A 24116-nucleotide genomic window follows, 5' to 3' on the forward strand; every position below is an offset into this window, starting at 1 on the left:
GGCGAGGTCTCAGCGCGAGGCGCGTTCGCCCGGCCAGACCAGGAGTACGCGGCAGGGTGCGTGGTCGACGACGAAGCGCGTCACCGGGCCGACGCTGTCGGGACCCGGCAGGCCGCGCACGCCGTCGCGTACGCAGACCAGCATGTCGGCGTCGCCCGCCGCCGCGACGACCTCGTGCTCGGGGACCCCGCGTTCCCACAGACGCCGCACCGGACGGCCGATCCGGGCCTCGGCCTCGTCGAACAGCGCGGCGGCCTGGTCCTCCTCGATCCCCGCGAACGCCTCGCCGGGTTCGTGCCCGGCCGGTCCGAGCAGCCCGGTGAAGGTGTCCTGCGCGGCGATGTCCTCGGTGACCAGGAGGAGGACCACCTCGTCGCAGGCAAGGCCGGCGGCCGCGTCCACCGCGCTCTCCCACGCGGCGGCCGGGTTGATCCACACCATCACGGCCACACGACCACGCTCCGATTGCCGTCGGGGGCGTCCACCCTGTCATGGTCCGCGCGATGGAGGTGCCCGGCCGACTGAGAAGACCGGCCGCACCCGCACCGATTCAGGGGTGCGGTGCGCGGATGCCGCAAGGATGCCAGAAGAACCGGCTCACGATCACCGGCACCCTCCGATCGGCGGCCGATGCCATCGGAGGTGGCCCTTCCCCGGCTCACGCCTGGTCAGGGCCACCCTCCAGGTCAGCCGTTCAGGAAGGCGATCACCGCGTCGCGTCCGGCGTGGCCGAGCTCGCGGTTCTGGATCGAGTGCGAGGCTCCCTTGACGATGACGACCTTGCCGTTCGGGGCGTGCCCGGCCTCCTCGTACGCCCACTCCACCGGTGTCGAGAGGTCATGGTCCCCGTTCACCAGCAGCACCGGGACGTCCGGCAGGCGTGCCGGAGGCTCGGCGGACGGCCGGGAGTGCCAGCGCAGGCACTCCTGGGTGAAGCCGCTGCCGGCGGACGTCGCGCGGGTGTACGGCCAGAACCGGCTCGGGTCGATCCGCCGGAGCGCGGCGTCCAGCTTGGCCTGACGGCCGCGCAGCGGTGTGTCCGACCGGCCCCAGGGGAAGGCGCTGTCGGAGCAGAACGTGTCGATGTGCAGGCCGGCGCTGTAGCCGGTGACGTCGTCGCCGCCGGACTTGAGGATGTCCAGGAGCGCGTCCAGCCGGGTGGAGTCGCCGTGCCGTGCGGCGTGCAGCGCGCCGATGATGTCGCCCTGACCGCCGGGGAGGGCGTCCGCGTTGCGGTACGTCGGGTCCACGAACTCGTACGACACCATCGTGTCGAAGATCCGTACGCCGTCGGCGTCACTGCGGTGCCGTACCACCCAGGCGAGGTCGTCGGCGGGGTCGAACCCGCAGGCGGGCGCCGACGTGCACGCGTCGCGCAGGACACGGGCCTCGGCGTGCAGGCCGACGATGTAGAGGCCGTCGTCGGCCTGCGGGTCGACGTGCGGCAGCACGGAGTCGAGGACGACCTTGCGTACGTGCGAAGGATGGACGGCCGCGTAGCGCGCCGCCGTGAACGTCCCGTACGACACCCCGTCGACGACCATCTTGCCGACGCCGAGCGCCTGACGGAGGGTCTCGTAGTCGGCGACGGTCTGCTCGGTGCCGTACAGGCCCTTGCGGTCGCCGATGACGCCGGAGCACTCGTCGATCGCCCCGGGCGTCGGCGCGGCGATGTCGGAGCTGCCGACCTGGGCCTGGAGCTGCGGGCAGTCGATCGCGCCGAACTCCCCGGTGCCCCGCTGGTCCAGCGTGACGAAGCGGTACTCCTTGGCGACCTCGGGGAGGCGCTGGTGGGCGATCCGGTCGCTGAACGGCACGCCGGGCTGCCCCGGGCCGCCGGTCAGGAACAGCAGGGTGCCCTTGGGCGCGTCCGCGTTGTCCGCGGTCGCCACCTGGAGGTCGAGGGTTCCCGGCACCCGGCCGCGGTGGTCCAGCGGCACGGTCAGGGTCGAGCAGGTGAACCCGGGTTGGTCCGGGCACGGATGGGATCCGGTCAGCTTCGGCTCGGCGGCGGGGGGTCGCGGCGTACGGTCCGCCGACGCCGGACCCGCGAGGCCGGCCACGAGGGCGGTGACCACCGCGGCTACGAGTACTCGTGAACGCATTCCGGATTGTGAACACGAAACCGCGTTCAAGGACAAACCAGAAACCCGCATGAACCTCCCATTGACCTCTATCGGCCATTATGTCGCTATGTCGATGAGCAGGATGTCCTCGCGGCGGCCATTCGCCGTCCGGCAAGAGCAGGCGGGAATTCATCCCCGCGTCCTTGACTGGATCCTGACCGGACTGGCAACTCTCTTCGTATGAGCATCTCCCGCAGGAGACTCGGTCTCCGTTCGCTTGTCCTCGTCCCCGCCCTGGCGACGGCGGGCCTGCTGGCCCCGGCCGCCGCCCATTCGACGGCGGCGCCGCTCGCCACCGGAACCATCTGCCACTCGAAGCTGCCGCCACAGGCCGACGACACCCTCAGGCTCATCGACCAGGGCGGTCCGTTCCCCTACTCACAAGACGGCCAGGTCTTCCAGAACCGCGAGGGCGTGCTGCCCAGCGAACCGAACGGCTACTACCACGAGTACACGGTCAAGACCCCGGGCTCATCGACCCGCGGAGCCCGCCGCATCGTCACCGCCCGTAGTGGCACGGATTACTACACCTCGGACCACTACGTGACGTTCAACGCCATCAATTTCGGCTGCTGAGATCCAACGGCTCGCCGTGATCGGGCAATGAGTCGATGAAACCGGCGCGTGGTCGCGGCGAGCGGCGCGGCCTGGTGACAGCGTCTGACGTGATCACTCTTTCAAGGGGGAACGTCATGCGCACACTCACCGTCACCGCGCTCGCCGCCGCCGGGCTGCTCAGCCTGGCACCCGCCGCGGGTGCCGCCCGCGCCGGAAGTCACCTCACCGTCACCGGGCAGGCCAGCCACCTGCGTCCCATCGTCGGCGAGGTCGATACCGTCCGCTGGACCGTCACCAACACCGGCGACGGGCACCTGGACCACGTCAGGCTGGTCGCGTCGGTGCCGAACGGGTGGGCCGTCAAGGACGGTCCGGGCTGCACGCACGCGGGTACGAATCTCCGCTGCGACCTGGGCGGGCTGGACGCGGGCCGCCGCGCCAGCGTCCAGATCCCGATGGTCGTGCACCGGCCGCTCGGGGCGGTGCAGCTGCGCGCCTGGGCCACCGGTTCCGTCGGCAGGCTGAGCGTTCCCGGTCCCGAGACCTCCTTCCAGGTGGTCGTGGTCGCACACCGCTAGGGCTTCGCACTCGAACGCGGCCGCCCGCACGGGCGGCCGCGTTCGGCCGTGTTCCATCGCGTTCGGCGGACGGCCGGCCGAGGTTCGGCCGATGTTCGGCGAGGTGAGTGGGGCGATTGCCACGGCTCTGCACCGCTTTGTCACTAGCATGACCGCGTGCCTGAACTGCTACTCCCCTTCCTCGGCGTGGTCGCGATCCTCACCATCACGCCGGGGCCCGACACGCTGCTGGTCGTACGCAACGGACTCAGCGCGGGCGTCCGCGGCGCCTGGCTCACCGGCCTGGGCTGCTGCCTGGGCATCTCGGTGCACGCCACGGCCGCCGTACTCGGCCTGTCCGCGATCCTGGCGGCCTCGGCGACGGCGTACACGGTGGTGAAGCTGGCCGGCGCGGCCTACCTCGCGTATCTCGGCGTACGCCTGCTGATCTCGACGATCATGTCCGGCGAGGAGCCCACGCCCGAGCGGATGCCCCAGGTGGCGGTACGCGGCAACGGCGCGGCGTTCCGGCAGGGGCTCGTGACCAACCTGCTCAACCCGAAGATCGCACTGCTGTTCCTCACCCTGCTGCCGCAGTTCGTCGCGTCCGACGAGCCGCGGCTACGCACCACGGCCATGCTCGCCGCGATCTTTCTCGGCATCGCCGTGCTGTGGTGGCGGACGTTCTCGCTGGCCATCGGCCCGATCTCGCGCGTCCTGCGCGGACGCCGCTCCAGGCGCCTCCTCGACGGCGTCGCCGGCTGCGCCCTGATCGCCATCAGCGCCCGCGTGGCCTTCGAGAGCAACCGCTAGGAGCCGGCGGGCTCGGCGGCGATCTGCTCCAGGACCTTGAGATCGCTCGCGAACGGGCTTCTCTCGTGCGGCCAGTGCAGCGCGAGGTCGGTGATGCCGAGCTCGGCGTAGCGCCCGGCCAGATCGCGGTAGGACTCGATCGAGTCCATCCAGGGCTCGTCCGGGTCTCCGGTGCGCAGCAGCCTGCGGACCGTGCGGCCCTCGGCCGCGCACGCCTCGTCGAGCCGGGGCAGCTGGGCGCGTACGGCGTCGAAGCACGGCACGCCGGGCCGGAGGGAGCCCATCGTGATCCAGGTGTCGGCGTACTTCGCGGCCAGGCGCATCCCCCGCGGTCCCGCGCCCGCGATCGCGAACGGCACGCGTGGGCGCTGCACGCAGCCGGGCTCGGTCAGCGCGTCGTAGACCGACCAGAACCGCCCGTCGAAGGTCGTGCGTGGCCCGCGGAGCAGCAGGTCCATGAGCTCGACCCACTCGGCGAACCGGTCGGCGCGCTCGGCCAGCGGCCACTCGACGTCGTCGAGGATCCCGGCGTCCGAGGCCCGCCTTGTGCCGCCCGCGCCGATGCCGAGGTCCAGCCGCCCGCCGCTGAGATCGTCGATCGCCCTGACCGCGTGCGCGGTCGGCAGCGGATGGCGGAAGTTGGGCGAGGTGACCAGTGTCCCGATGCGGATACGTGAGGTCTCCACCGCCGCGGCGGCCAGCGTCGCGTACGCGTCCCGCCACGGCGTGATGCCGCGCCAGGCCACATGGTCATAGACCCAGGCGACGTCGAAGCCGAGCTCCTCCGCCGCTAGCCACTGCTCCCTCGTCTCACTCCAGGAGCCGATGGGCCAAAGGATCACTCCGCCGCGCATACGGGCACGCTACCGGGCCCAGGCTGCGGGCCGAGAGGCGACCCACGCGGACCGAATGTCATTCAAAAACTCCACCGCGGCCCGGCCTGTCAATGCCCGTACGGGTTCATACTGGGCGCGGGGGGCACCGGTCCACACGGATCGGACCTGGTGTTCGGTGGTATGACGACAAGGAGCCGCTTCCATGGCCGACGAGGAGTTCCTCGCGAAACTGCCTCCCCAGGAGCTGATCTTCAAGCTGCCTCCCTCGTTCGACGACGTCGAACAGGAGCGGCGGCACCGCAAGGAGCGGCTGACGGCCGCCCTGCGCATCTTCGGCAAGCTCGGCTTCGAGGAGGGCGTCGCCGGTCACATCACCGCGCGCGACCCGGAGCTGCCCGACCACTTCTGGGTCAACCCCTTCGGAATGTCGTTCAAGCACATCCGGGTGAGCGACCTGATTCTGGTCGACCACGAGGGGAAGGTCGTCGAGGGCCGCTACCCGGTCAACGAGGCCGCCTTCGCGATCCACTCACAGGTCCACCGGGCACGGCCGGACGTCGTGGCCGCCGCGCACAGCCACTCCGTGCACGGCCGGGCCATCTGCGCGCTCGGCGCGACGCTGGAGCCGATCACGCAGGACGTCTGCGCCTTCTATGAGGACCACGCCCTGTTCGACGACTACACCGGCGTCGTCACCGACCTGGAGGAGGGCAGGCGCATCGCCGCCACGCTCGGCTCCCACAAGGCCGTGATCCTGCGCAACCACGGCCTGCTCACGGTCGGCGACACCGTCGACGCCGCGGCCTGGTGGTTCATCACGATGGAGCGCTCCTGCCAGGTGCAGCTGCTCGCCAAGGCGGCCGGGCGGGTGGTGCACATCTCCCAGGAGAACGCCAAGCTCACCCACGAGCAGATCGGCAACGACCTCGTCGGCTGGATCAACTACCAGCCGCTGCACGACCAGATCGTGCGCGAGCAGCCCGACCTGTTCGAGTGAGGTCCTGACCGCTCCCTGTCCGAGAGGTCAGTGATCGGTAAGCGGCCCCTCCTAGTGTTCGGAGAAAGCACGCCGAACGGCGGAGGGTCTCATGGTCAACACCACGGTCGGCCGCGGCTCTGTACGGATCACCTGACGAAACGACGGTGTGATCTTTCAGGCACGACCGCGTTATCCCAAGCACAGCGCCGGACGAGATCTCTCTCGTCCGGCGCTGTGCCGTTCACGTGCGGTCTCAGGGGACCAGCTCGGCCCAGCGGGGAACGCGCGGCACGAGGAGGAGCCGCATCCCGGCCTCCACCGGAGTACGGTCACGCTTGCGCGTGTTACACGGTCCGCACGCCAGGACGGTGTTCTCCCAGGTCGTGGCGCCACCACGTGAACGCGGCACGATGTGGTCGACGGTGTCTCCCCACGTGGCGCAGTACCCGCAGCGCCCCTCGTCGCGGCGGCGCAGCCCGTGCTTGCTCCAGGTCGGCGGCTGCCCGTACCTCCAACGCATGGTCACGTAACGCACCAGCCGGAGTACCCGCGGCAGCGGAAAGTGCCCGATGCGCCGGCCCTCCACCGCCTCTTCGACGACGGCGACCCCGCGCACGAGCATGCGTACGGCGTGCCGCACGTCGACCTTGTGCAGCGGCTCGTACGAGGCGTTCAGGACCAGTACGTTCACCGGGCTCCCCAATCCACCGCGGAAAACAAAAAACGCCGCCTCCAGATTCCGGAGACGGCGCGACATCGGGGACGGTCAACGTCCCCGATGGTGTTCTTCCTCCGGAAATCGCTCATGCCGGGTCAGTCGCGCCGGACCGTGCTCCTCCGACTCGACGCGGTCCGGCATCAGGGTGAGCAGCCGTGCTCGCCACTGGGGCGTGACCGGCGCCTCGCCCGGGGTCTCCCGTGCGAACTCGTCCTGTCGCGACACTGTGCTCTCCTTTCTCCGGTTCGACTCGGGAACAGCATGGATCACCTCTCCGATGACGGGCAATGCGTTTTCCGACAAAACGCGTGACCGTAATCCGGAGAGGGCGGACGCCGGCCGGCTGCTCGCGAGCCTCGGTCCATTGCCGGCAGCACGTTCGGAGGCCGGCAGGGCACGTTCTGGTGGCGTCGTCAGTCGTCGGCGATCGGAATCTCGGCGAGCAGCGAGGTGCCGCCTCCTGCCGGACTCCTGATCTCGAGTCGGCCGCCTAGTGCCTCGACACGATCGGTGATGCCGAGGAGTCCCGATCCGCGGCCCGGGTCGGCTCCGCCCTTCCCGTCGTCGCGGATCGAGAGCCGGATGGTCCCGCCCTGGACGGTGACGTCGACATGCACCGCGGACGCGTCGGCGTGCGCGGCCGCGTTCGTCAGCGCCTCGGCCACGACGTGGTAGGCGGTCGCCTCGAAACGCTGCTGCAGTTTCCCGTCGGCGCACATGGTGAGCTCGACGGGGATGGGGGAACAGCGCACGAGCGCCTTGACCGCCGGTTGGAGGCCGCGCCTGGACAGCAGCGCCGGGTGAAGGCCCCGGGCGATCCCCCGCAGGTCCTCCAGCGTCTCGTCCAGGGCCTGGCTCGTGTGGTGCAGCAGTTCCCTGACATCTTCCTGTTCGGCCGGCGGCGTGGCCTGCGCCGCACGCAGTTCGAGCATGAGCGAGGCCAGACGCTGCTGGGTTCCGTCGTGCAGATCACGTTCGATGAGACGGCGGGTCGCGTCGGCGGCGGCGAGGACCCGGGCGCGGGAGGCTCGCAGCTTGTCGTCGCTGTCGGCGTTCGCGATGGCGGTGGCCACCAGGTCGGTGAAGTCGAGCAGGCGCTTCTCGGTGTCCTGGGGTGCCGGCTCGGACGTCGACCCGGCGATCACCGACCCCCACAGGCGCCCGCCGACCGTGATGGGGCAGCCGACGGCGGATTTGATCCCCATGTCGCGTATCGCGGTGAGAACCTCGCCGTCGCCTTCGGTGGCCTCGATGGCGTCCATGCGCCCAGGTGCCTTCGTACGCGCCAGGAGTTCCGCGGGAGTCCCCTTCTCCAGCGGCCAGCGCATACCGAGGGGAATCGTGGAGTTCCAGACGCCGACCGTGGTCGCGACGGCGTCCGGCTCATAGCGGAACACCGCCGTGTTCGATCCCTCCCCCAGGATCTGTCCCACCTCGCGTGCGACCGCACCGAAGATCTCCCCCGGCGGCGCACCATGCGCGACGAGCGTCGCCAGGCGCCGCAACGCCGCCTGTTCGTCCATGATCCGTTGGCGTACCCGTGCCGCTTGGAGCAGCACCTCCATGGAGGGCACCACACGCTCGCCCAGACGCCGCAGCGTCGCCCGCGGCAGCCCGGTGGGGACGAGGATCGAGGCCACCTCGGCGCCGTCGTCACGCAGCGGGAATGCCACGTACTGCTCGTCATCGGGGGCCGCGCCGAGCCGGATCGCCGCGGACGGCAGCTTCAGGGCGCGGGCCAGATGTTTCGCGGCGGCCGGCTGCGCGGCCTTCAGATCCGGCGCGTACAGCAGGATGCGGGCCAGTTCGGCGGAAAGATCGGCCTCCGCGCGTGCGTCGACCTCGACGGCCAGGGAGCGGGCCAGCTTGGAGATCGAACCGGCCAGCAGCGTGACGGCGAGGAAGACCGCGAGCACCGTCCAGCTCTCGGCCTTGTCGAGTGTCAGGCTCGCGACCGGCGGGATGAGGAAATAGTCCAGGGCGATGGTGCTGACCAGCGCGGTCGCCATCCCGAGCCACAGACCCCACACGGACGCGACCGTCACGACGCCCAGCAGATACAAGATCCCCAGCGAGCGCACCGGTGTGATCTGCTGGAGCAGCTCGCCAAGAAGCGTCTCCGCCACGACGCACAGGAGGGCTACCAGGATCCCCAGTGCGAGGGGCGGGCGCGTTCTGCGCTGCACGAGCGCCAGCAGGCCCAGGGGCATGACTCCATCGTGAGATCGAAGGCGGGCGGCGTCATGCAAGCCACCCACTACCCCCGCGTACCCGCTAACCCCCAAACGGTCGGCCACGGACGAGGCGGGGCCCGGACCGAGGACTTCGAGACAGGTCTTAGCCGACGAACAGGTAGTCGGCCTGGTACGGCACGGCCGCGGTCGGTGTGCGCTGCGGGTCGCATGTTCCCGTCGGCGCCGTCCCGCGTACCGTGTTGAGCCGCAGCACCTCGGCGACGTGGGCGAGTCTGCCGTGCGCGGCGCCCGTCTGGGTGGCCTGGAGGTCCAGCTCGGGGATGTTGTCCGGTCCGTTCGGGGTCTTGAGGATGATCTTCCCCGTCACCGAGGTGCCATCCGGGGCGACCCACTGCGGCGGGCCGTCGACGGGCTGCACGAAGGAGTGCCGGATGCCGCCCCGCAGCCGCGCCGCGACGTCGCGCTGGGTGAAGGCGAACGTGCCGTCCGCCTGCTGGGTGCAGGCGTAGATCTGCGAACCCTGGACCACGGGGGCGACGTCGATGGACGGGCCGCCCTGGCGGACCGGCTGGCTGAGCCTGTGCAGCTGACCGCGGACGGCGCCTCCGGGGAACTGCCGGGTGTCGAGGTTCGCGTAGAAGGAGCCGGGATCGGCGACGAGCGCGGTCAGCAACGCCGTGTCGTTCACCCGCACCGAGCCGCTCGCCGTGTCGCCGGACCGCGTCGAGGAGAACAGCTCGATCTTCAGGTCGCCGTCGACGCCCGGCCCGCCCGCGTAAATGTGCGCCTCGGTCGGCGCCGAGATGCCCTGCCACCGCACCGAGTAGGAGACCTTCGAGCCGTCGATCTCGACCACCTCGAGCGCCCGGCCGTCCGGGTCGTTCACCGCGCCCCTGGCGCTGGGCACCTCGTTGCGGCCCAGCAGGCTCGACACGAGGTGCACGGTGTCCGCCGAGGGGGACGCCTGCGACGCGGAGGCCGATGCGTGCACAGCCGCGGTCGCCCCCGTGCCGGCCACGACGACGGCGCCGGTCAGAATGAGCCTCTTGCTGAACATCAGATCACCTTCGGCTAGGGAGGGTGCTTGCCCGTTCAGCAAGGCAGTACGGCCGGGCGCAGCGGACGGTTCAACGGCCTTGAAGACCGTGCGAACCGGGACCCGCAGGGGCTCTTCGTCCCGGCTACTCGGTGAGCTTCCGTATCGCGCTCAGCGTGCGCTCACCGCCCGGGTCGCCCCCGGTCACCGGCACCACCGCGATCTCGTCGACGCCCGCGTCGGCGTACGCGGCCAGCCGCGCGCGTACGGCGGCGGCGTCGCCGGCCAGCCCGATCGTGCCGGCCAGCTCGAGCGGCAGGGCCGTGAGCAGCTCCCGCGGCGCGGTGCCGCCGCGCGCCAGCCTCACCGCGTCGGAGAACCCCGCCTCGGCGAGGTTGTCGGCGAAGCCCGGCGCGCTGAGGTAGGGAACGAGACCCCAGATCAGCTGCGCGTACGACTCGGGTACCGGATCGACGGCGGCCGGCATCCAGGCCGCCAGCCGCGGCGCTCGACGGCCGGCCTTCTTCGCCGCCGCGGCGAGCTTGTCCTTCAGCACGGCGGCCTGCTGCGGGGTGACGAGGTTGATCACCATCCGGTCGGCGTGCCGGGCCGCCGTCGCGATGGCGCGGTCGCCGAGCGCCGCCACGGTCAGCGGGCCCTCAGGCGGTCCCAGGCGCAGCCGGAAGCCGCTGCCGCCGGCCGCCTTGCCAGAGCGGCCCGTACGGCCGCCGCCGAGCAGTGTGGCCACCGCCCGCGCGCTCTCCTCCAGCGCGGCGGCGGAGCGGCCACGCGACCTGCCGTGCCACTCCTCGACGAGTGTGGGGTTCGAGGTGCCCAGCGCGACGCCGATCCGGCGGCGGGTGAGCGCCGTCACCGAGGCCGCTCCCATGGCGATCATGGCCGGGTCGCGGACGTTCACCGGGATCGGGCCGACCGTCATCGTGATCTTGTCGGTCGCCAGTCCGATCGCGGTCGCGAGCGCGAAGGCGTCCCAGGTGCCCGTCTCCCCGATCCACAGCTCACTGAAGCCCAGCCGGTCGGCGAGCACCGCGGTGTGCAGCCCCTCCTCCGGAGGACGATCGAGCCACATCCCGACAACGGCACTGATTTCCATACGCCCATCGAAGCAGAACCGTCAGGGTGCCGTGTCCGCATGTACGATGCCCGTGCGGCCCGGCCCGCTCATGGCGATCCGCTGGGTTACGGGATGCCGCAGGTAGCACCGCGACCAGACCCGCATAGAGTTGTGCGCGTGGCTGAAGAGGCGTGGAAGGTAGAACCGTCCGGTCCGCTGCGTGGCGACATCCACGTACGCGGCTCGAAGAACGCCGTGACGAAGCACATGGTCGCGGCCATGCTCGGCGAGGGCGAGAGTACGATCCGCAACGCGCCCGAGGTGGGTGACGTCGAGATCACCGGGGCGATGCTCCAAGCGCTCGGGCACGCCGTCACGCGCGACGGGTCGCACATCAGGATCGCGCCCGGCCCGGTGGCCGAGCCGCGGGTGCCCGAGGCGTTCACCGGGCTCAACCGCATCCCGATCCTCATGGTGGGCCCGCTGCTGCACCTGGCGGGCGAGGCCTTCGTGCCGCTCGTCGGCGGCGACCCGATCGGCCGCCGCCCGGTCGACTTCCACGTCGAGGCACTGCGTGCCATGGGCGCCGAGGTCGAGGTCGGCGACACCGGCATCTCCGCTCGCGCCACCCGCCTGCACGGCGCCCGCATCGACCTTCCGTACCCGAGCGTCGGCGCCACCGAGACCGTGCTGATGTCGGCGGTGCTGGCGGAGGGCAAGACGGTGCTGCGCGGTGCCGCGATGGAGCCGGAGGTCGTCGAGCTGGCCCTGTTCCTGCAGCGCATGGGCGCGCAGATCGAGCTGAGCCCCGACCGCCGCATCGTCATCGAGGGCGTGAAGAAGCTCAAGGGCGCCTCCACCCGGCTCGCCGGCGACCGCCTCGAGGCGTTCTCCTACCTGGTGGCCGGTCTCATCACCGGCGGCGAGGTGCGCGTGCACGGCTGCTCGCAGGACCGCCTGGTCACCGCCATCACCACGCTCGCGCGGATGGGCGCCCGGTTCGAGATCACCGATGAGTGGATCACCGCGTCGGCGCCGGACGGGCTGCGCCCGGCGGCGGTGCACACCGACACCCATCCGGGGTACATGACCGACTGGCAGCAGCCGCTGATGGTCCTGTTCACGCAGGCCGAGGGCATGTCGGTGCTGCACGAGACGGTGTTCGAGAACCGCCTCGTCTACGTCCCGGCGCTGAAGAAGATGGGCTGTGAGATCGAGACCTTCAACGCCTGCCTGGGCGGCCCGGCCTGCCGGTTCCACGACAGCAACTCGGTGCACTCGGCCGTGGTCCGTGGCGTCTCCAAGCTGACCGGCGCCGACGTGACCATGCCGGACGTACGCGCCGGCTTCTCCGCGGTCCTCGCGGCGGCGGCGGCGGACGGCCCGTCGACCCTGCGCGGCGTGCACCACATCGAGCGCGGCTACCACCGCCCGGCCGAGCAGTTCGTCTCGCTGGGCCTGAGCCTTCACAGCGAGACGGTCTGACCGGAGCCCGCCAGAGCGACGGAAGGGCGTTCAGCGCCGCCGGCTCGCGTGACGGGCGCCGGGCAGTCTCTCCACGACCCGGCGGAGCCTGGACGGGGACCGCGCCGGGCCGATGCGGATGCTCAGGTTGCCGTTGACCGTGCGGTACGGCTCCAGACGCCCGCGGGCGGGCAGGTTCGCGGCGTAGCCGGCGAGGCGGCGCTCGTACGTCCAGCCGCCCCCGTCGATGCGCCCGACCAGGTCCCAGGTGCCGTCCGTCAGCTCCGGGAGCACGTCCAGGTCGACCAGGGCCTCCGCGGACATGACGCCGTCGGAGAGACGTTCGCGGGTGATCGTCAGCGGGAAGTCCGCGTTGTCCGACCGCCGGCGGATGTAGAGGTCAAGCAGCCATGGACGGTCGTTGACCTGCAGGACCTCGGCGGGCATGTCCAGCGGTATCGGAGGCTCCCACCGCTCGTCCGTGAACCGCAGGGGCGTCCCGTCGCGGTAGGTGAACCGGGCGGTGAAGCGCACCGCGAGCCGGTCGCCACGCCATCGCGTACCGTCCAGGACGGCCTCCAGCGCGATGTCGCGTTCGGCCGCCATGAGGCGGAACAGCGTCTCGTGGGCGTCGGCGCGAAGGAGCCTTGATCGCACCCGCATGCGTCCGGCGAGCAGGCTTTCGACGTCCGTGCCGAAGCGTTCGGCCATGATCCGCCGCGCCTCGTCGTAGAAGGCCCGGCGGTAGTCCGCCGGTGCGTCCAGGAAACTCGCGTCACCGAAGCGCTTGAGGACCTTCCCGCGGTACCAGTGCGCGTAGTACCGGTCGCGTACCGGTCCCGGCTCGACGTGCTCGTCGACGATGTCGAGCACCTCACGGAGCATGGCGAGGTAGTGGACGGGCTCGGGGAGGTTGCGGGAGTAGCTGCCGGGCCGCTTCACCCAGTGACAGCACGGGTAGTCCGCGACCACCGAGATCGTGTGGGCGTCGAAGTACGCCTTGAGCACGAACCGGTGGTCCTCCAGGCGTACCGGGCCCTCGGGGAAGCGGATCTTGTGCTCGGTCAGGAAGGAGCGGCGGAACATCTTGTGCGGCGTGAGGATGCCCAGCAGGGCGTCCTCCAGCACGTCGGCGCGGTCGTGGTTCACCTTGAACATGAGCCGGGGCACCCGGCGCCCGTGCCCGATCATCTTGCCGATCACGATGTCGGAGTCGTTGCGGAGCGCCATGGCGTGCATGCGCTCCAGCGCCTCCTCCCCGAGCCAGTCGTCATCGTCGAGGAAGTAGACGTAGTCGCCGCGCGCGGCGTCGATGCCGGCGTTGCGCGGGCCGCCCGGGCCGCCGCTGGGCGGCAGGTGGATCACGCGGACGCGCTCGTCCCGCGCCGCCAGCTCGTCCAGGCGCTTCTCGGTGCCGTCGCTGGAGCCGTCGTCGGCGAAGATCACCTCGTAGTCGTCCATGGTCTGGGACAGCACCGACCGGGCGCACTGGTCCAGGTCCTCGCCGGTGTTGTAGACGGGGATGATGACGCTGACCTTCACCGCGTCAGCTCCAGGGCCGCCCGTACCGCGGGCGCGAGCCGATGATGATCGGCCGGGTCCACGAACATCCACTCGTCGATCTCCCCCGTGGCGGTCAGTTCGCCGTGATATTCGGCCGTGTAGCAGGCCATACGTACGCGTGTGCCGGGCGGCTGGTCGTGCGCGGGTGCCTCGACCACGCCGATCCCGCGAAAGCTCGCCTGGTCCAGCCGGACGCCGAGCTCCTCGTCCACCTCGCGCGAGAGCGCGGTCCAGTCGTCCTCGCCCGCCTCTCGCTTTCCACCGGGCAGGTAGAGCAGGTCACGGGAGCGGGCCCGTACGGCCAGCAGCCGGCCCCCGGACACGTGCACCCAGCCAACGACATCAAGCACAAGATCCATCCTGCCAGCGGTCGGTGCGGGGCGCCGCCACAGGGGCGGCGCGCCCGGCGCGATCAGTGCAGCGCACTGCCCTTGGTCCAGTCGGTCCAGGACATCTGCCAGTAGCCGAACCCGTTGTCGGGCTCCAGGTCGCGGTCGGTGCCGCTGACGTTGACGATGTCGCCGCGGCGTGACAGGGCGTAGAACCACTTGGCGAACGCCGGCGGGGCGTTCACGCAGCCGTGGCTGACGTTCGTGTGCCCCTGCGAGCCGACCGACCACGGCGCGGAGTGGACGTACTCGCCGCTGGAGGAGATCTGCACGGCGTCCTTGACGGTCAGGCTGTAGTAGTTCGGGTCACTCTTGTTGGTCACGCCCTCCCAGCCGGAGGTCATCGTGACCGGGCTCTGCTTGCCCATCACCGCGTGGACGCCGTTGGTGGTGGTGTACTTGCGCAGCCCGCCCTTGCCCGCGCTGATCGGCGTGGTCTTCACCGTCTTGCCGTCGACCTGGACCTTCATGCGATGCGTCTTCACGTTGACGTCGCTGATGTGAGAGTCACCGATCTTGAACGACCGGCTGTAGTCCTTGGTGCCGTAGGTGTCCTTGGCGCCGCGTACGCCGGTCAGCAGGGCGCTCAGGTGCACGGCCTGATGCGGCTGCCAGTAGGTCTTCGTCCGGTACACCGCCTGCTGGCGGCCGAACCAGTGCCACGCGCCCTCGACGGGCTTGTCGGAGGTGACCCGCAGGGCGCGTTCGACGTCGGCCTGGTTGTAGACCGGCTTGCTGAACTTGACGATGAGCGGCATGCCCACGCCGATCGTCTCGTCCGGCATCGGGGTGATGTCGGAGATCGCGAACGTCAGCTTCGGCGTGAGGGTCTGGAACGAGCTCGTCGTCGTGGTGGTCTTGCCGTCGTCGGTCGCGGTCGCGGTCACGGTGTACTTGGTGGCGGGCTTGAGCGCGCGGCTGGACTTCCACTGCTGGTGCGCCTGGTCGAAAGCGCCCGCGACCTGCGCTCCGCCTCCCTGGACGGCGACCGTGCCGAGCTTGCCGCTGGTCGCCTTGACGACGATCGGGAGTTCGGGACGGCTGTCGGCGGCACCGTTGACGGGTGAGATCGAGACCTTCGCGGCCGGCGACGATCCACCCCCTCCACCACATCCGGCGACCATCACCATCGCGGTGGCCCCGGCCACCACTCCCCTGCTCAGCAAAGAAATTCTCATATCCCTCAGGCCCTATGGCCGCGATTGCACGTCTTATGGCGAGACATCCTCATAGAAGAAGACGTCGCCGAGCGGCTCTTTGTTCGCTCTTTGCCCGCTGTTGGCTCAGCTACTCAGGCAGCGACCACTGCGACGCAGCGTTTGAATCCCCAGACCGAGATCACGACGGCGGCCGCACCGAGGAGCGCCACGGCAGGTGTGCGTATCCAGAGGTAGGCGGCGATCGAGTGCCGGAACAGGAGCCAGACGCTCAGCGCCGTGTTGAGCGTGAAGACCAGCGACCACAGCAGCGACATGCGCAGGAAGAACCGGTGGACGCGGTGGTGGGCCAGGAAGCCGGCCGGCAGCGGCATCAGGTCGGTGGCGACCTTGGCGGCGAGCGGACGGCGCAGCGGCACCGAGGCCAGGAACGCCATCGCGACGAGCAGGGTGCCCAGCGTGGGCTGGAGGAAGTAGACGACGGCGCTTCCGGTCACGGCCGCCATCACGGCCCGCGCGGTGACGCCGAGTGCCGCGAGCAGCAGGGTGCCGGGCACCGGGCGGCGCCGGATCAGGCGGATCGCGATGCCGCCGTAGACCCAGGCGACGGCCGTGATCAGCGCGCCGTTCAGGCCCAGCAGGACGAGCCCGGCGTAGAACACCACCACCGGCGCGATCATCCCCTCGAAGACCCGTGGCAGCGCGTGCAGCGCGAGGTGGGTCAGACGCGGGATCTCGAACCGGTGCGTTGCTTCCATGGGCCGGGTGGCTCCTCCGGGTTGTCGACGGGGCGGAGACCGGGCCAACGGTACGCGAAGATCGCGATTCCCCAGCCCAAATCCCGGCAAACGTCATGATGAACGCGCGGATCGATGTTTGACCACATACAGGACAGCCCTATCACCGTCGATTACGCTCCGTCGTCATGACGATCGACCACGAGGGCCGAATCCACGCGCTGCTCGCCCGCGCCGAGCACCCGGAGACCCCCGAGGCGGAGGCGCAGGCCTGTGCGGCCAAGGCGGCGGAGCTGATGATGCGCCACGCGATCGACGAGGCGGCCCTGCGCGCCCGGCGCGGCGAGCGGCCCGAGGCGGTCGTCTACTGGGAGCACCTCGTGTCCGGTGGCGACGGCCATGCCCGCGCCCGCTCGGCCGGCCTCACCGCGGTCGTACGTGCGTACGGCGGTGCGTGCGCCCTGCGCGGGGACGGCACCTACCGGCGGGACCTCGCCCTGCTGCTCGTCGCGACCAGATCGGCCCGCGACGCGCTCACGCTGCTGCTGCCGTCGCTGACTCTGCAGATGGACGGTGCGGGAACCCGCGCCACGGACGCGTACATGGACGGCTTTCCCCTGGAGCTGTTCCGCCGCAAGGCCGACCGCACCCGGTGGCGCAACGGCTACCTCAAGGCTTTCCTGGTGGGCTACGGGGACAGGGTCGCCGAACGCGTCGAGGCCGTGCGCGGGCGCCTCCGCGACGACGGCCCCGAGACGGGTGCCCTGGTGCTGGCCCGCGACGACGAGCGCGTACGCGAGGAGTTCGCCGCCCGGTTCCCCGACCTGGCGCGGGGGCGTGCGCAGCGGGTGCGAAGCGACGGGTTCAGCGCGGGACGCGACGCCGGACGCTTCGCCGACCTCGGCTCCGGCACCGTCACCGGGTCCCGCCCCGCCCTCGGCATGCCGGGCGGCAGATGAGGGGACTTTCGGCCCTGCCCGGACCGGCGATGTACGGCCAGCCTCGATGGTAGGAGGCGAGTCACGGGAGGAGTCATGAACACCATCGATCGCTGGTCGATCGATATCTACCTGAGCGAGACAGAGGGCGAGACGCACGCCGAGGCACGGCTGGCCACGCGCGACGACGAGAGCCTGCGGGGGCGCGGGACGGCCCGATGCAACCCGGCCGACTGGGACGTCCCCGAGATCGGGGCCGAGCTCGCGGCGGCGCGTGCGCTGTCCGACCTGGCGCACCGGCTGCTGGAGACGGCGGCCTCCGACATCGAGGCCGTCACCCACGAACGCGTCCGGCTGGTCGACCGGTAGAGGCGTGCGGCGATGGGGGTCTGAGACGGCGACGGATGCCGTGAGCGAAGGTGGCGCGCGACCGCGCGCCGGGGCGAGGGGGCACTGTGGGCGGACAGAGACTCGCGCGGGACATCCGGCAGGCGCTGGTCGACCGGGGGGATCCGGACTACGACGGCGCGCGGGCGGCCATGCTCTGCGACGAGCCCACGCCGCCGCGCCATCCGGAGATGATCGTCCGGGCGGCCTCGGTGGACGACGTACGCGAGGCCATCGCCCTCGCACGTTCACGCGGGCTGAAGGTGAGCGTACGCGCCGGTGGGCCCGGCTGGTGCGGCTCGCCACTGGCGGACGGCGGCCTGCTGATCGATCTTTCCCGGCTCCGCCGGCACAGCGTCGCCGAGGGCTCGGCGACCGTGGAGCCCGGCGTCACCGGCCGGGACCTCACCCGGGCACTCTCCGCGAGGGAGCACGCCTTCCCCGTCGCGCACCGGGGTTCCGTCACGGTGGGCGGGTCCGTCCTCGGTGGGGGTCTCGGGTGGAACTCCCGCGCCTGGGGGCCCGCGTGCGCGGGCCTGGAGGCGATCGAGGCGGTGACCGCCACGGGCGAGACGATCCGGTGCAGCGACCATGAGAACCCCGAGCTGCTCTGGGCCGCGCGCGGCGGCGGCCCCGGATTCTTCGCCGCGGTCACCTCGTTCCGGCTCGGCCTGCGGCACCTCCCCCGGGCGATCATGACGACGAGGTACGTCTTCCTCCTGACCGATGTCGAGGACGTCGCGGACTGGGTCGACGCCGTGGCCGCCGCCGTACCCGCCAACGTCGAGCTCGGCGTGGCGCTCACGACGGCCGACCGGGGCACGGGGAACGGCTCGCCGCCGCCCCGGGTCATCGTCGTGACCGCGACCGCCTTCTCCTGCGCGTGGGACGACGCGATCCGCTGCCTCGAACCCCTGCGCGACTGCCCGTACGCCGAACGGGCGCTGATCCGGCAGGTGGACCAGCCGACGCCGTTCGCGGTGCTGTTCACCGGCTCGGACGCGCTCTGGCCGCCGGGCCGCCGCGCCGCCACCGACTCCCTCTGGCTGAACGGCGGTTTCTCGGCCCTCCTGCCGCTTCTCGCCCGCGACCTCGAGGGCGCGCCGTCCACGGAGTCGTTCGTCCTCGCCACCCCGGCCCCCGGCGGTCCGGGGCCGGAGATGGCGTTCTCGCCGCTCGGCCGGATCCACCTCGGCTGCCACGCGATGTGGACGGATCCCGCGGGCGACGAGGCCAACCTGGCGTGGTTGCGCGAACTCGCGGCGTCCGCCGAGCCGTACACCGCCGGGCACTACGTCGCCGAGACCGACCTGTCCGCCACACCGTCCCGCGCGCGCCGCTCGTTCACCCCGCCCGCCTGGCAGCGCTTCCAGTCGCTGCGAGCCAGGTACGACCCCGACGGAGTGTTCGAGACCTACCCGCACCCCTGAGAACCGGCGGCCCACGTCCGAGGTGGACAGGGGGTGCGGCGACGCCAAAGATGGGAGGTGACAAGGTCGATGCCGGATTCTCGGAGGGCTCGTTGACGGACGAGATCTGCTACCTGAGCGCGCGTGAGCTGGCACGCCGGATCCGTGCGCGCGAGATGTCGGCACGTGAGGTGACCGAGGCTCATCTGGCGCGGATCGAGGCGGTCAACCCGCGGATCAACGCGATCGTGACGCTCACTGCCGAACGTGCCCTGCGTGAGGCGGACGCGGCGGACGCCGCGCTGGCCGGCGGTGCCGAGCCGCCGCCGCTGCACGGCCTGCCCGTCGCGCACAAGGACACGCACGAGACCGCCGGAGTGCGGACGACCTCCGGCTCACCGCTGCTCGCCACCAATGTTCCGGCGCGGGACGAGCTCGTCGTCGAGCGGATGCGCGCGGCCGGCACGGTGATGCTCGGGAAGACCAACGTGCCCGAGTTCGCCGCCGGGTCCCACACGTTCAACCCCCTCTTCGGCACGACGCGCAACCCCTATGACCTGTCCCGCTCGGCGGGCGGCAGCAGCGGCGGCGGCGCGGCGGCCCTCGCGGCCGGGCTGCAACCGCTGGCCGACGGGAGCGACATGGGCGGGTCACTGCGCAACCCCGCCTCGTTCTGCAACGTCGTGGGGCTGCGGCCGTCGCCGGGCCGGGTGCCGAGCTGGCCGGACGAGGCGGCCTGGGGCACCATGGGCGTCCAGGGGCCGATGGCGCGCGACGTCGCCGATGTCGCGCTGCTGCTGTCGGTGCTCGCCGGCCCCGATCCCCGCTCGCCGATCGCGCTGGAGACGCCCGGATCGGCGTTCGCGGGCACGCTCGAGGCCGACCTCACCGGGCTCCGCGTCGCCTGGGCTCCCCGCCTGGACGGCTCGATCCCGTTCGAGCCCGACGTCGTCGCCACGCTCGAACCCACGGTCAAGGTCTTCGCCGAGCTCGGCTGCGTCGTCGAGGAGGCGTGCCCGGACCTGTCCGGTGCCGACGAGGTCTTCCGCGTCCTGCGGGCCTGGCGGTTCGAGCTCGGGCTCGGCACGGTCATGGACCGCCACCGCGATCGGATCAAACCCGCGGTCGTGGCCAACATCGAGGACGGACGCCGCCTCACCGGCGCCGACCTCGGGCGCGCCGAGGTCCTGCACACACGCCTCTACCACCGCGTACGGGAGTTCTTCGAGCGCTATGACCTGCTGCTCGCGCCCGTCTGCCAGGTCGTGCCGTTCGACGCGGACATCGAATACCCCACCGAGGTCGACGGCGAGCCGATGAGCTCCTACGTCGACTGGATGCGCTCGGCGTACCTCATCTCCGCGACCGGCTGCCCGGCACTGTCGGTCCCGGGCGGCTTCACCGCGGGCGGTCTGCCCGTCGGACTGCAGGTGATCGGGCCGCACCGCGCCGACCTCGCCGTGCTGCGGGCCGGGTACGCGTTCGAGCGTGCCACCGCGTACGGCGAGCGGCGCCCGCCACTGTGACGGCGGGTCAGCGGCCCGAGATGAGACCGGCGAGCCGCGCGTAACCGGACGTACGGGAGCGCCCGGCGCTCTCCCGCCGGTCCGCCGCGCGGTAGAGCGTGTAGATGAGCTGCACGCCGATCCAGCGCAGCGGCTCGGGCTCCCACGGGCGTACTCTCCGGCCGACCCAGGGCAGGCCGGCCAGCGCCGTGTCCTCGCGGAGCACCAGGTCGCGGAGCGTACGCCCGGCCAGGTTGGTCGTCGCGACCCCCGTACCCACGTAGCCACCGGCCCAGCCCAGACCGGTGGCGTGGTCCACGTGGGCGGTCGAGCACCAGTCGCGCGGGACGCCGAGCACGCCGCACCACGCGTGGTCCACCGGAGCCTGTGCGGCGGCGGGGAACAGCTCGCCGAGCATCCGCCCGAGCGCGGCGACGGTCTTCGGCTGGGTGGCACCGCGGCGGTCCCAGCCCGAGCCGAACCGGTACGGGACGCCACGGCCGCCGATGGCGATCCGGCCGTCCGCGGTGTGCTGCGCGTAGATGTACGCGTGGGCGTGGTCGCCCAGCAACTCGCTGCCCGCCCAGCCGATGCGCTCCCACACGTCCTCGCCGAGCGGTTCGGTGACGATCATGGAGCTGTTCATCGGCAGCCACTGGCGCCGCTGGCCGGCGAGGCCCGCGGTGAAGCCCTCGGTCGCCCGTATGACGTACTCCGCACGCACATTGCCACGTGCGGTCACCGCCTCGGCCGGGCGGCCGCCTCGACGCGGCCGGATCTCGGTGACGGCCGTGGACTCGAAGATGTCCACGCCGAGCGCCTCGACCGCACGGGCGAGACCCTGGACGAGCCGGGCCGGCTGCACACGTGCGCAGTGGGGGCTGTACGTGGCATCCAGCGCCCCGGCGACGCGCAGCCGTTCCTCCCGCTCGTCCGCGCCGAGCAGACGCAGGTCCGCCTCGGTGAAACCCCACGCGCGGGCCTCGGCGAGCTCCTCGTGCAGCCGGCGGCGCTGCGCCGCGTTGGTGGCGACGTTGAGCACGCCGGACTTGACGATGTCGGCCTCGATCCCCTCGGCCGAGGCGACCCTGATGACCTCGTCGACACTCTCGAACATGGCCCGCTGCTGTGCCACGACCGCCTGGCGGCCGTGCGCGCGTGCGTAGTGTGCGGGTGAGCCGGCCAGCTCGGCGGTGAGCCAGCCCCCGTTGCGCCCGGACGCGCCGAACCCGGCGAACTCCTTCTCCAGGACGGCGACGCGCAGGCCGGGCCGTGCGCGCTTCAGGTAGTAGGCGGTCCACAGACCGGTGAACCCGCCGCCGACGACGCACACGTCGTACTCGCGCGGGCCCGGCAGCGGGCGGCGGGCGGACGGCAGGCCCGCCTGGCGGTACCAGAACGAGACGTCACCGTTGACGAAGCCGGCCGTCCTGCCGACGGCCTCCCCGCTCGCGAGCGGACCACGCACGACGCCCCCCGACACTGTTCGCTAGGACCGCGACAAACCGTACAGTCGGCATGAAATACCCCACAAGGGCACCCCGGCTAGGGCCTAACGCGCCGTCGTCCCCGAAGACAAGGCCGAACACCCCGGCACCGAAATTGCGTTACGGACGTCATAGGCGGTTATGAGAGGCTACGTCCGTTCGACGTTCATTGAAGTGTTGCTGCCTCGTTTCGCGGTCTGTCAAGGTATCGGTGCACACGTGCCAGGTGTAGGGAAATGGCTACCGGGTCCGCATCGGTCCTCCACCGGCCGGACGCCGCCCGATCCGGCGGCGGAGGCCCGCGGGGATTCTTCGCCGAGGCGAGCGACCGGGACGTGCGCGTCGAAATCACGGACAAGGGAACAGGGGAGATCCGTGCGCAATCGCCGGGCCGCACTTATCCGGGTGGTGCTCGCACTCACGGTGCTGAGCGGATGCGGGGGATCGGGAAATTCGGCTAAGCCGTCACCGACACCGACCAAGGCGTCATCGCTGAAGTTCACCCCGCTGAACCTCGGCCTGCCCAAGCAGGCGCTGAGCGCACCGATCACCGGAAGGGTCCCGGACACCCAGACGCTTCACGTCGGCGTCACGCTGAAGATCAGCGACGCGGTGTGGAAGCAGATGGGGCACGGTAAGAGCACCAAACAAGGCGCTCAGGGCCTGGCCCAGAAGCTCGGCGTCACCGACGACGAGATGAAGAAGATCAACGCCTACCTGGCGAGCGCGCACATCCAGGCCAAGCCGAGCAAGACCCGTACCAGCGTGTCCTTCGACGTCAAGGCGGGTGTGGCGGGAAAGCTCCTGCAGACCTCGTTCGTGACGCACAAGCTGAACGGCCGGTCCTACTTCACACCCGACCCGGCCCACATGCCGGTCGTCCCCACGCAGATCGCAGGCTACATCCTGTCCGTCACGGGGCTCGACAGCTACAGCATGGCGCCGCACTCCCGTGCCATGGCGCCCACGGCACTGGCCGCGCCGGCGAAGGCCGCCAACTGCGGGCAGTTCCCGGCGCAGGCCGCGACGTACCAGAAGATCGCGGCGGCGTACGGGTACGACCGGCTGTGGGCCCAGGGCTGGCACGGCGAGAACATGACGGTGAACCTCGTCGAGATGGACGGGTACGATCCCCGCGACATCGCGGCCTACAACGGCTGCGCGAACTCCCGCATCTCTCTGTCCAACGTGAACCTCGGGGCGACCGCTCCCCCGCCCGGCGGTGAGGCGACCCTGGACATCGAGATGCTGGCCGGCCTGGCGCCGGGCGTCCGGGTCGTCGACTACCAGGAGGACCCGGCGCTGCTGAGCACCGGCTCCGGCTCGGACTCGTGGACCGCCTTCAACAACGCCCTGCAGCGGATCATCGACGACAACTACGCCGCCCCGCACCCGGGCAGCGTCGTCAGCATCAGCCTCGGTGGCGCGGAGGGCTTCATGTCGCAGGCCACCATGCAGGCGGTGGACCAGAACCTGCGCATCCTGACCGAAGCAGAGCACATGACGGTGTTCGTGGCCACCGGTGACTGCGGCGCGTACGGCGACCGCATGTACGGGCCGCTGGACGTGTCCTTCCCCTCGACGTCCTCGTGGGCGGTCGCGGTCGGGGGTACGCGGATGCAGTTCGGCGCCCCCGGCACACGGGCGCAGGAGCAGGTCTGGTCGGACCGGTCGAACCTGTCCAAATGTCAGAACCAGTGGGGCAGCGGCGGCGGCGTCAGCAAGGTCTTCCCCAAGCCCGCGTTCCAGGCGGCGCCCGGCGTCGCCAACCAGTACTCCACCGGATACCGGCAGGTGCCCGACGTGTCCGCCGCCGCGATCGATCTGCCGGTGTTCTACAAGGGCCAGTGGCACGGCTTCGGCGGCACGAGCGCGGCGACCCCGATCTGGGCCGCCGGCATGGTGCTGATGAACCAGGGCATGCTGACCCGCAAACAGGCCTACTGGTACGCGCCGGACACCTTTTACCACGTCGTGGGCCAGGGAGGGACGAACACCCCGTACTACGACGTGGTCACCGGCAACAACCTCTACTACCCGGCGACCGCGGGGTATGACCTGTCGAGCGGGCTCGGCACCCCGAACGCGGCGAACCTGTTCAACATCCTGCTGAACTCCCCCGCGTAGCGCGCGGCAGGCTCTCGGTGCGCGGCCGCCGGACTCCAGGCGGCCCGCACCGATCCCTGC

General features: G+C 71.0%; 23 protein-coding genes. 10 read left to right on the plus strand and 13 right to left on the minus strand.

Going from position 1 to position 24116, the window contains the following annotated elements:
- Window positions 1-9: 9 nt before the first annotated feature.
- On the minus strand, window positions 10-441 hold the full coding sequence (locus tag FB559_RS38635) for a universal stress protein (protein ID WP_141963215.1): 432 nt from the start codon (window positions 439-441) through the stop codon (window positions 10-12).
- A gap of 245 nt (window positions 442-686) precedes the next feature.
- Window positions 687-2105, minus strand: a complete 1419-nt coding sequence (locus FB559_RS38640) for an alpha/beta hydrolase (protein ID WP_141962558.1) — start codon at window positions 2103-2105, stop codon at window positions 687-689.
- Window positions 2106-2306: 201 nt separating this feature from the next.
- On the opposite strand from FB559_RS38640, the gene FB559_RS38645 reads away from it, so the two are divergent.
- The 3 genes from FB559_RS38645 (at window position 2307) to FB559_RS38655 (ending at window position 4054) form a co-directional block, all read left to right on the plus strand.
- Window positions 2307-2702: a guanyl-specific ribonuclease gene (locus FB559_RS38645; protein ID WP_141962559.1), complete on the plus strand. Its 396-nt coding sequence runs from the start codon at window positions 2307-2309 to the stop codon at window positions 2700-2702.
- Between the two features lie 116 nt (window positions 2703-2818).
- The gene (locus FB559_RS38650; RefSeq protein WP_141962560.1) at window positions 2819-3262 is read left to right on the plus strand and encodes a hypothetical protein; all 444 of its coding nucleotides are present in this window, start codon (window positions 2819-2821) and stop codon (window positions 3260-3262) included.
- A 156-nt stretch (window positions 3263-3418) separates the two neighbouring features.
- Window positions 3419-4054 (plus strand): LysE family translocator, encoded by a 636-nt coding sequence (locus tag FB559_RS38655; RefSeq protein ID WP_141962561.1) that lies wholly within the window; start codon window positions 3419-3421, stop codon window positions 4052-4054.
- On the opposite strand, the gene FB559_RS38660 is transcribed toward FB559_RS38655, so the two are convergent.
- The gene (locus FB559_RS38660; RefSeq protein WP_246122779.1) at window positions 4051-4896 is read right to left on the minus strand and encodes an LLM class flavin-dependent oxidoreductase; all 846 of its coding nucleotides are present in this window, start codon (window positions 4894-4896) and stop codon (window positions 4051-4053) included. The genes FB559_RS38655 and FB559_RS38660 overlap by 4 nt on opposite strands.
- Window positions 4897-5092: 196 nt before the next feature.
- Between FB559_RS38660 and FB559_RS38665 the strand changes: the two genes are divergently transcribed.
- A complete protein-coding gene (locus FB559_RS38665) occupies window positions 5093-5887 on the plus strand; it encodes a class II aldolase/adducin family protein (protein WP_141962563.1) in 795 nt (264 codons plus the stop codon).
- 235 nt (window positions 5888-6122) lie between these two features.
- Here FB559_RS38665 and FB559_RS38670 read toward each other — a convergent pair whose 3' ends face one another.
- From FB559_RS38670 to FB559_RS38685, 5 genes are all read right to left on the minus strand, one after another.
- Entirely contained in the window at window positions 6123-6560 is a 438-nt protein-coding gene (locus FB559_RS38670) for an HNH endonuclease (RefSeq protein WP_141962564.1), read from the minus strand.
- A 75-nt stretch (window positions 6561-6635) separates the two neighbouring features.
- Window positions 6636-6812 (minus strand): hypothetical protein, encoded by a 177-nt coding sequence (locus FB559_RS44345; protein WP_185792679.1) that lies wholly within the window; start codon window positions 6810-6812, stop codon window positions 6636-6638.
- Between the two features lie 188 nt (window positions 6813-7000).
- Window positions 7001-8797 carry a sensor histidine kinase gene (locus tag FB559_RS38675; RefSeq protein ID WP_141962565.1) on the minus strand — a complete coding sequence of 599 codons (1797 nt, stop codon included), beginning with the start codon at window positions 8795-8797 and terminating at the stop codon, window positions 7001-7003.
- A 127-nt stretch (window positions 8798-8924) separates the two neighbouring features.
- On the minus strand, window positions 8925-9839 hold the full coding sequence (locus FB559_RS38680; protein ID WP_141962566.1) for a CHRD domain-containing protein: 915 nt from the start codon (window positions 9837-9839) through the stop codon (window positions 8925-8927).
- A gap of 124 nt (window positions 9840-9963) precedes the next feature.
- Window positions 9964-10908, minus strand: a complete 945-nt coding sequence (locus FB559_RS38685; protein WP_246122787.1) for an LLM class F420-dependent oxidoreductase — start codon at window positions 10906-10908, stop codon at window positions 9964-9966.
- 162 nt (window positions 10909-11070) lie between these two features.
- Between FB559_RS38685 and murA the strand changes: the two genes are divergently transcribed.
- Window positions 11071-12378 carry a UDP-N-acetylglucosamine 1-carboxyvinyltransferase gene (gene murA, locus FB559_RS38690; protein WP_141962568.1) on the plus strand — a complete coding sequence of 436 codons (1308 nt, stop codon included), beginning with the start codon at window positions 11071-11073 and terminating at the stop codon, window positions 12376-12378.
- Window positions 12379-12408: 30 nt separating this feature from the next.
- Here the strand turns inward: murA and FB559_RS38695 are convergent, their stop codons facing one another.
- The 4 genes from FB559_RS38695 to FB559_RS38710 form a co-directional block, all read right to left on the minus strand.
- Window positions 12409-13899, minus strand: a complete 1491-nt coding sequence (locus FB559_RS38695) for a glycosyltransferase family 2 protein (protein WP_141962569.1) — start codon at window positions 13897-13899, stop codon at window positions 12409-12411.
- Window positions 13896-14279, minus strand: a complete 384-nt coding sequence (locus FB559_RS38700) for an NUDIX hydrolase (protein WP_141962570.1) — start codon at window positions 14277-14279, stop codon at window positions 13896-13898. Before FB559_RS38700 ends, FB559_RS38695 begins: the two co-directional genes overlap by 4 nt.
- Before the next feature lie 53 nt (window positions 14280-14332).
- Window positions 14333-15475 carry a L,D-transpeptidase gene (locus FB559_RS38705; RefSeq protein ID WP_246122789.1) on the minus strand — a complete coding sequence of 381 codons (1143 nt, stop codon included), beginning with the start codon at window positions 15473-15475 and terminating at the stop codon, window positions 14333-14335.
- Window positions 15476-15600: 125 nt separating this feature from the next.
- Window positions 15601-16224: a VC0807 family protein gene (locus FB559_RS38710; protein ID WP_141962572.1), complete on the minus strand. Its 624-nt coding sequence runs from the start codon at window positions 16222-16224 to the stop codon at window positions 15601-15603.
- A gap of 167 nt (window positions 16225-16391) precedes the next feature.
- Here FB559_RS38710 and FB559_RS38715 point away from each other — a divergent pair, with 167 nt between their 5' ends.
- From FB559_RS38715 to FB559_RS38730, 4 genes are all read left to right on the plus strand, one after another.
- Complete coding sequence (locus FB559_RS38715) at window positions 16392-17162, plus strand: DUF2786 domain-containing protein (RefSeq protein WP_141962573.1); 771 nt, start codon at window positions 16392-16394, stop codon at window positions 17160-17162.
- A 75-nt stretch (window positions 17163-17237) separates the two neighbouring features.
- Window positions 17238-17510, plus strand: a complete 273-nt coding sequence (locus FB559_RS38720; protein ID WP_141962574.1) for a DUF1876 domain-containing protein — start codon at window positions 17238-17240, stop codon at window positions 17508-17510.
- Window positions 17511-17596: 86 nt separating this feature from the next.
- Window positions 17597-18958, plus strand: coding sequence for an FAD-binding oxidoreductase (locus FB559_RS38725; RefSeq protein ID WP_141962575.1), 1362 nt, complete (start codon window positions 17597-17599; stop codon window positions 18956-18958).
- Between the two features lie 50 nt (window positions 18959-19008).
- Window positions 19009-20463 carry an amidase gene (locus FB559_RS38730; protein WP_141962576.1) on the plus strand — a complete coding sequence of 485 codons (1455 nt, stop codon included), beginning with the start codon at window positions 19009-19011 and terminating at the stop codon, window positions 20461-20463.
- A 7-nt stretch (window positions 20464-20470) separates the two neighbouring features.
- Here the strand turns inward: FB559_RS38730 and FB559_RS38735 are convergent, their stop codons facing one another.
- A complete protein-coding gene (locus tag FB559_RS38735; RefSeq protein WP_141962577.1) occupies window positions 20471-21910 on the minus strand; it encodes an NAD(P)/FAD-dependent oxidoreductase in 1440 nt (479 codons plus the stop codon).
- 394 nt (window positions 21911-22304) lie between these two features.
- Between FB559_RS38735 and FB559_RS38740 the strand changes: the two genes are divergently transcribed.
- A complete protein-coding gene (locus FB559_RS38740; protein ID WP_185792680.1) occupies window positions 22305-24056 on the plus strand; it encodes a S53 family peptidase in 1752 nt (583 codons plus the stop codon).
- Window positions 24057-24116 lie beyond the last annotated feature (60 nt).

Source organism: Actinoallomurus bryophytorum (assembly GCF_006716425.1).
GTDB lineage: Bacteria > Actinomycetota > Actinomycetes > Streptosporangiales > Streptosporangiaceae > Actinoallomurus > Actinoallomurus bryophytorum.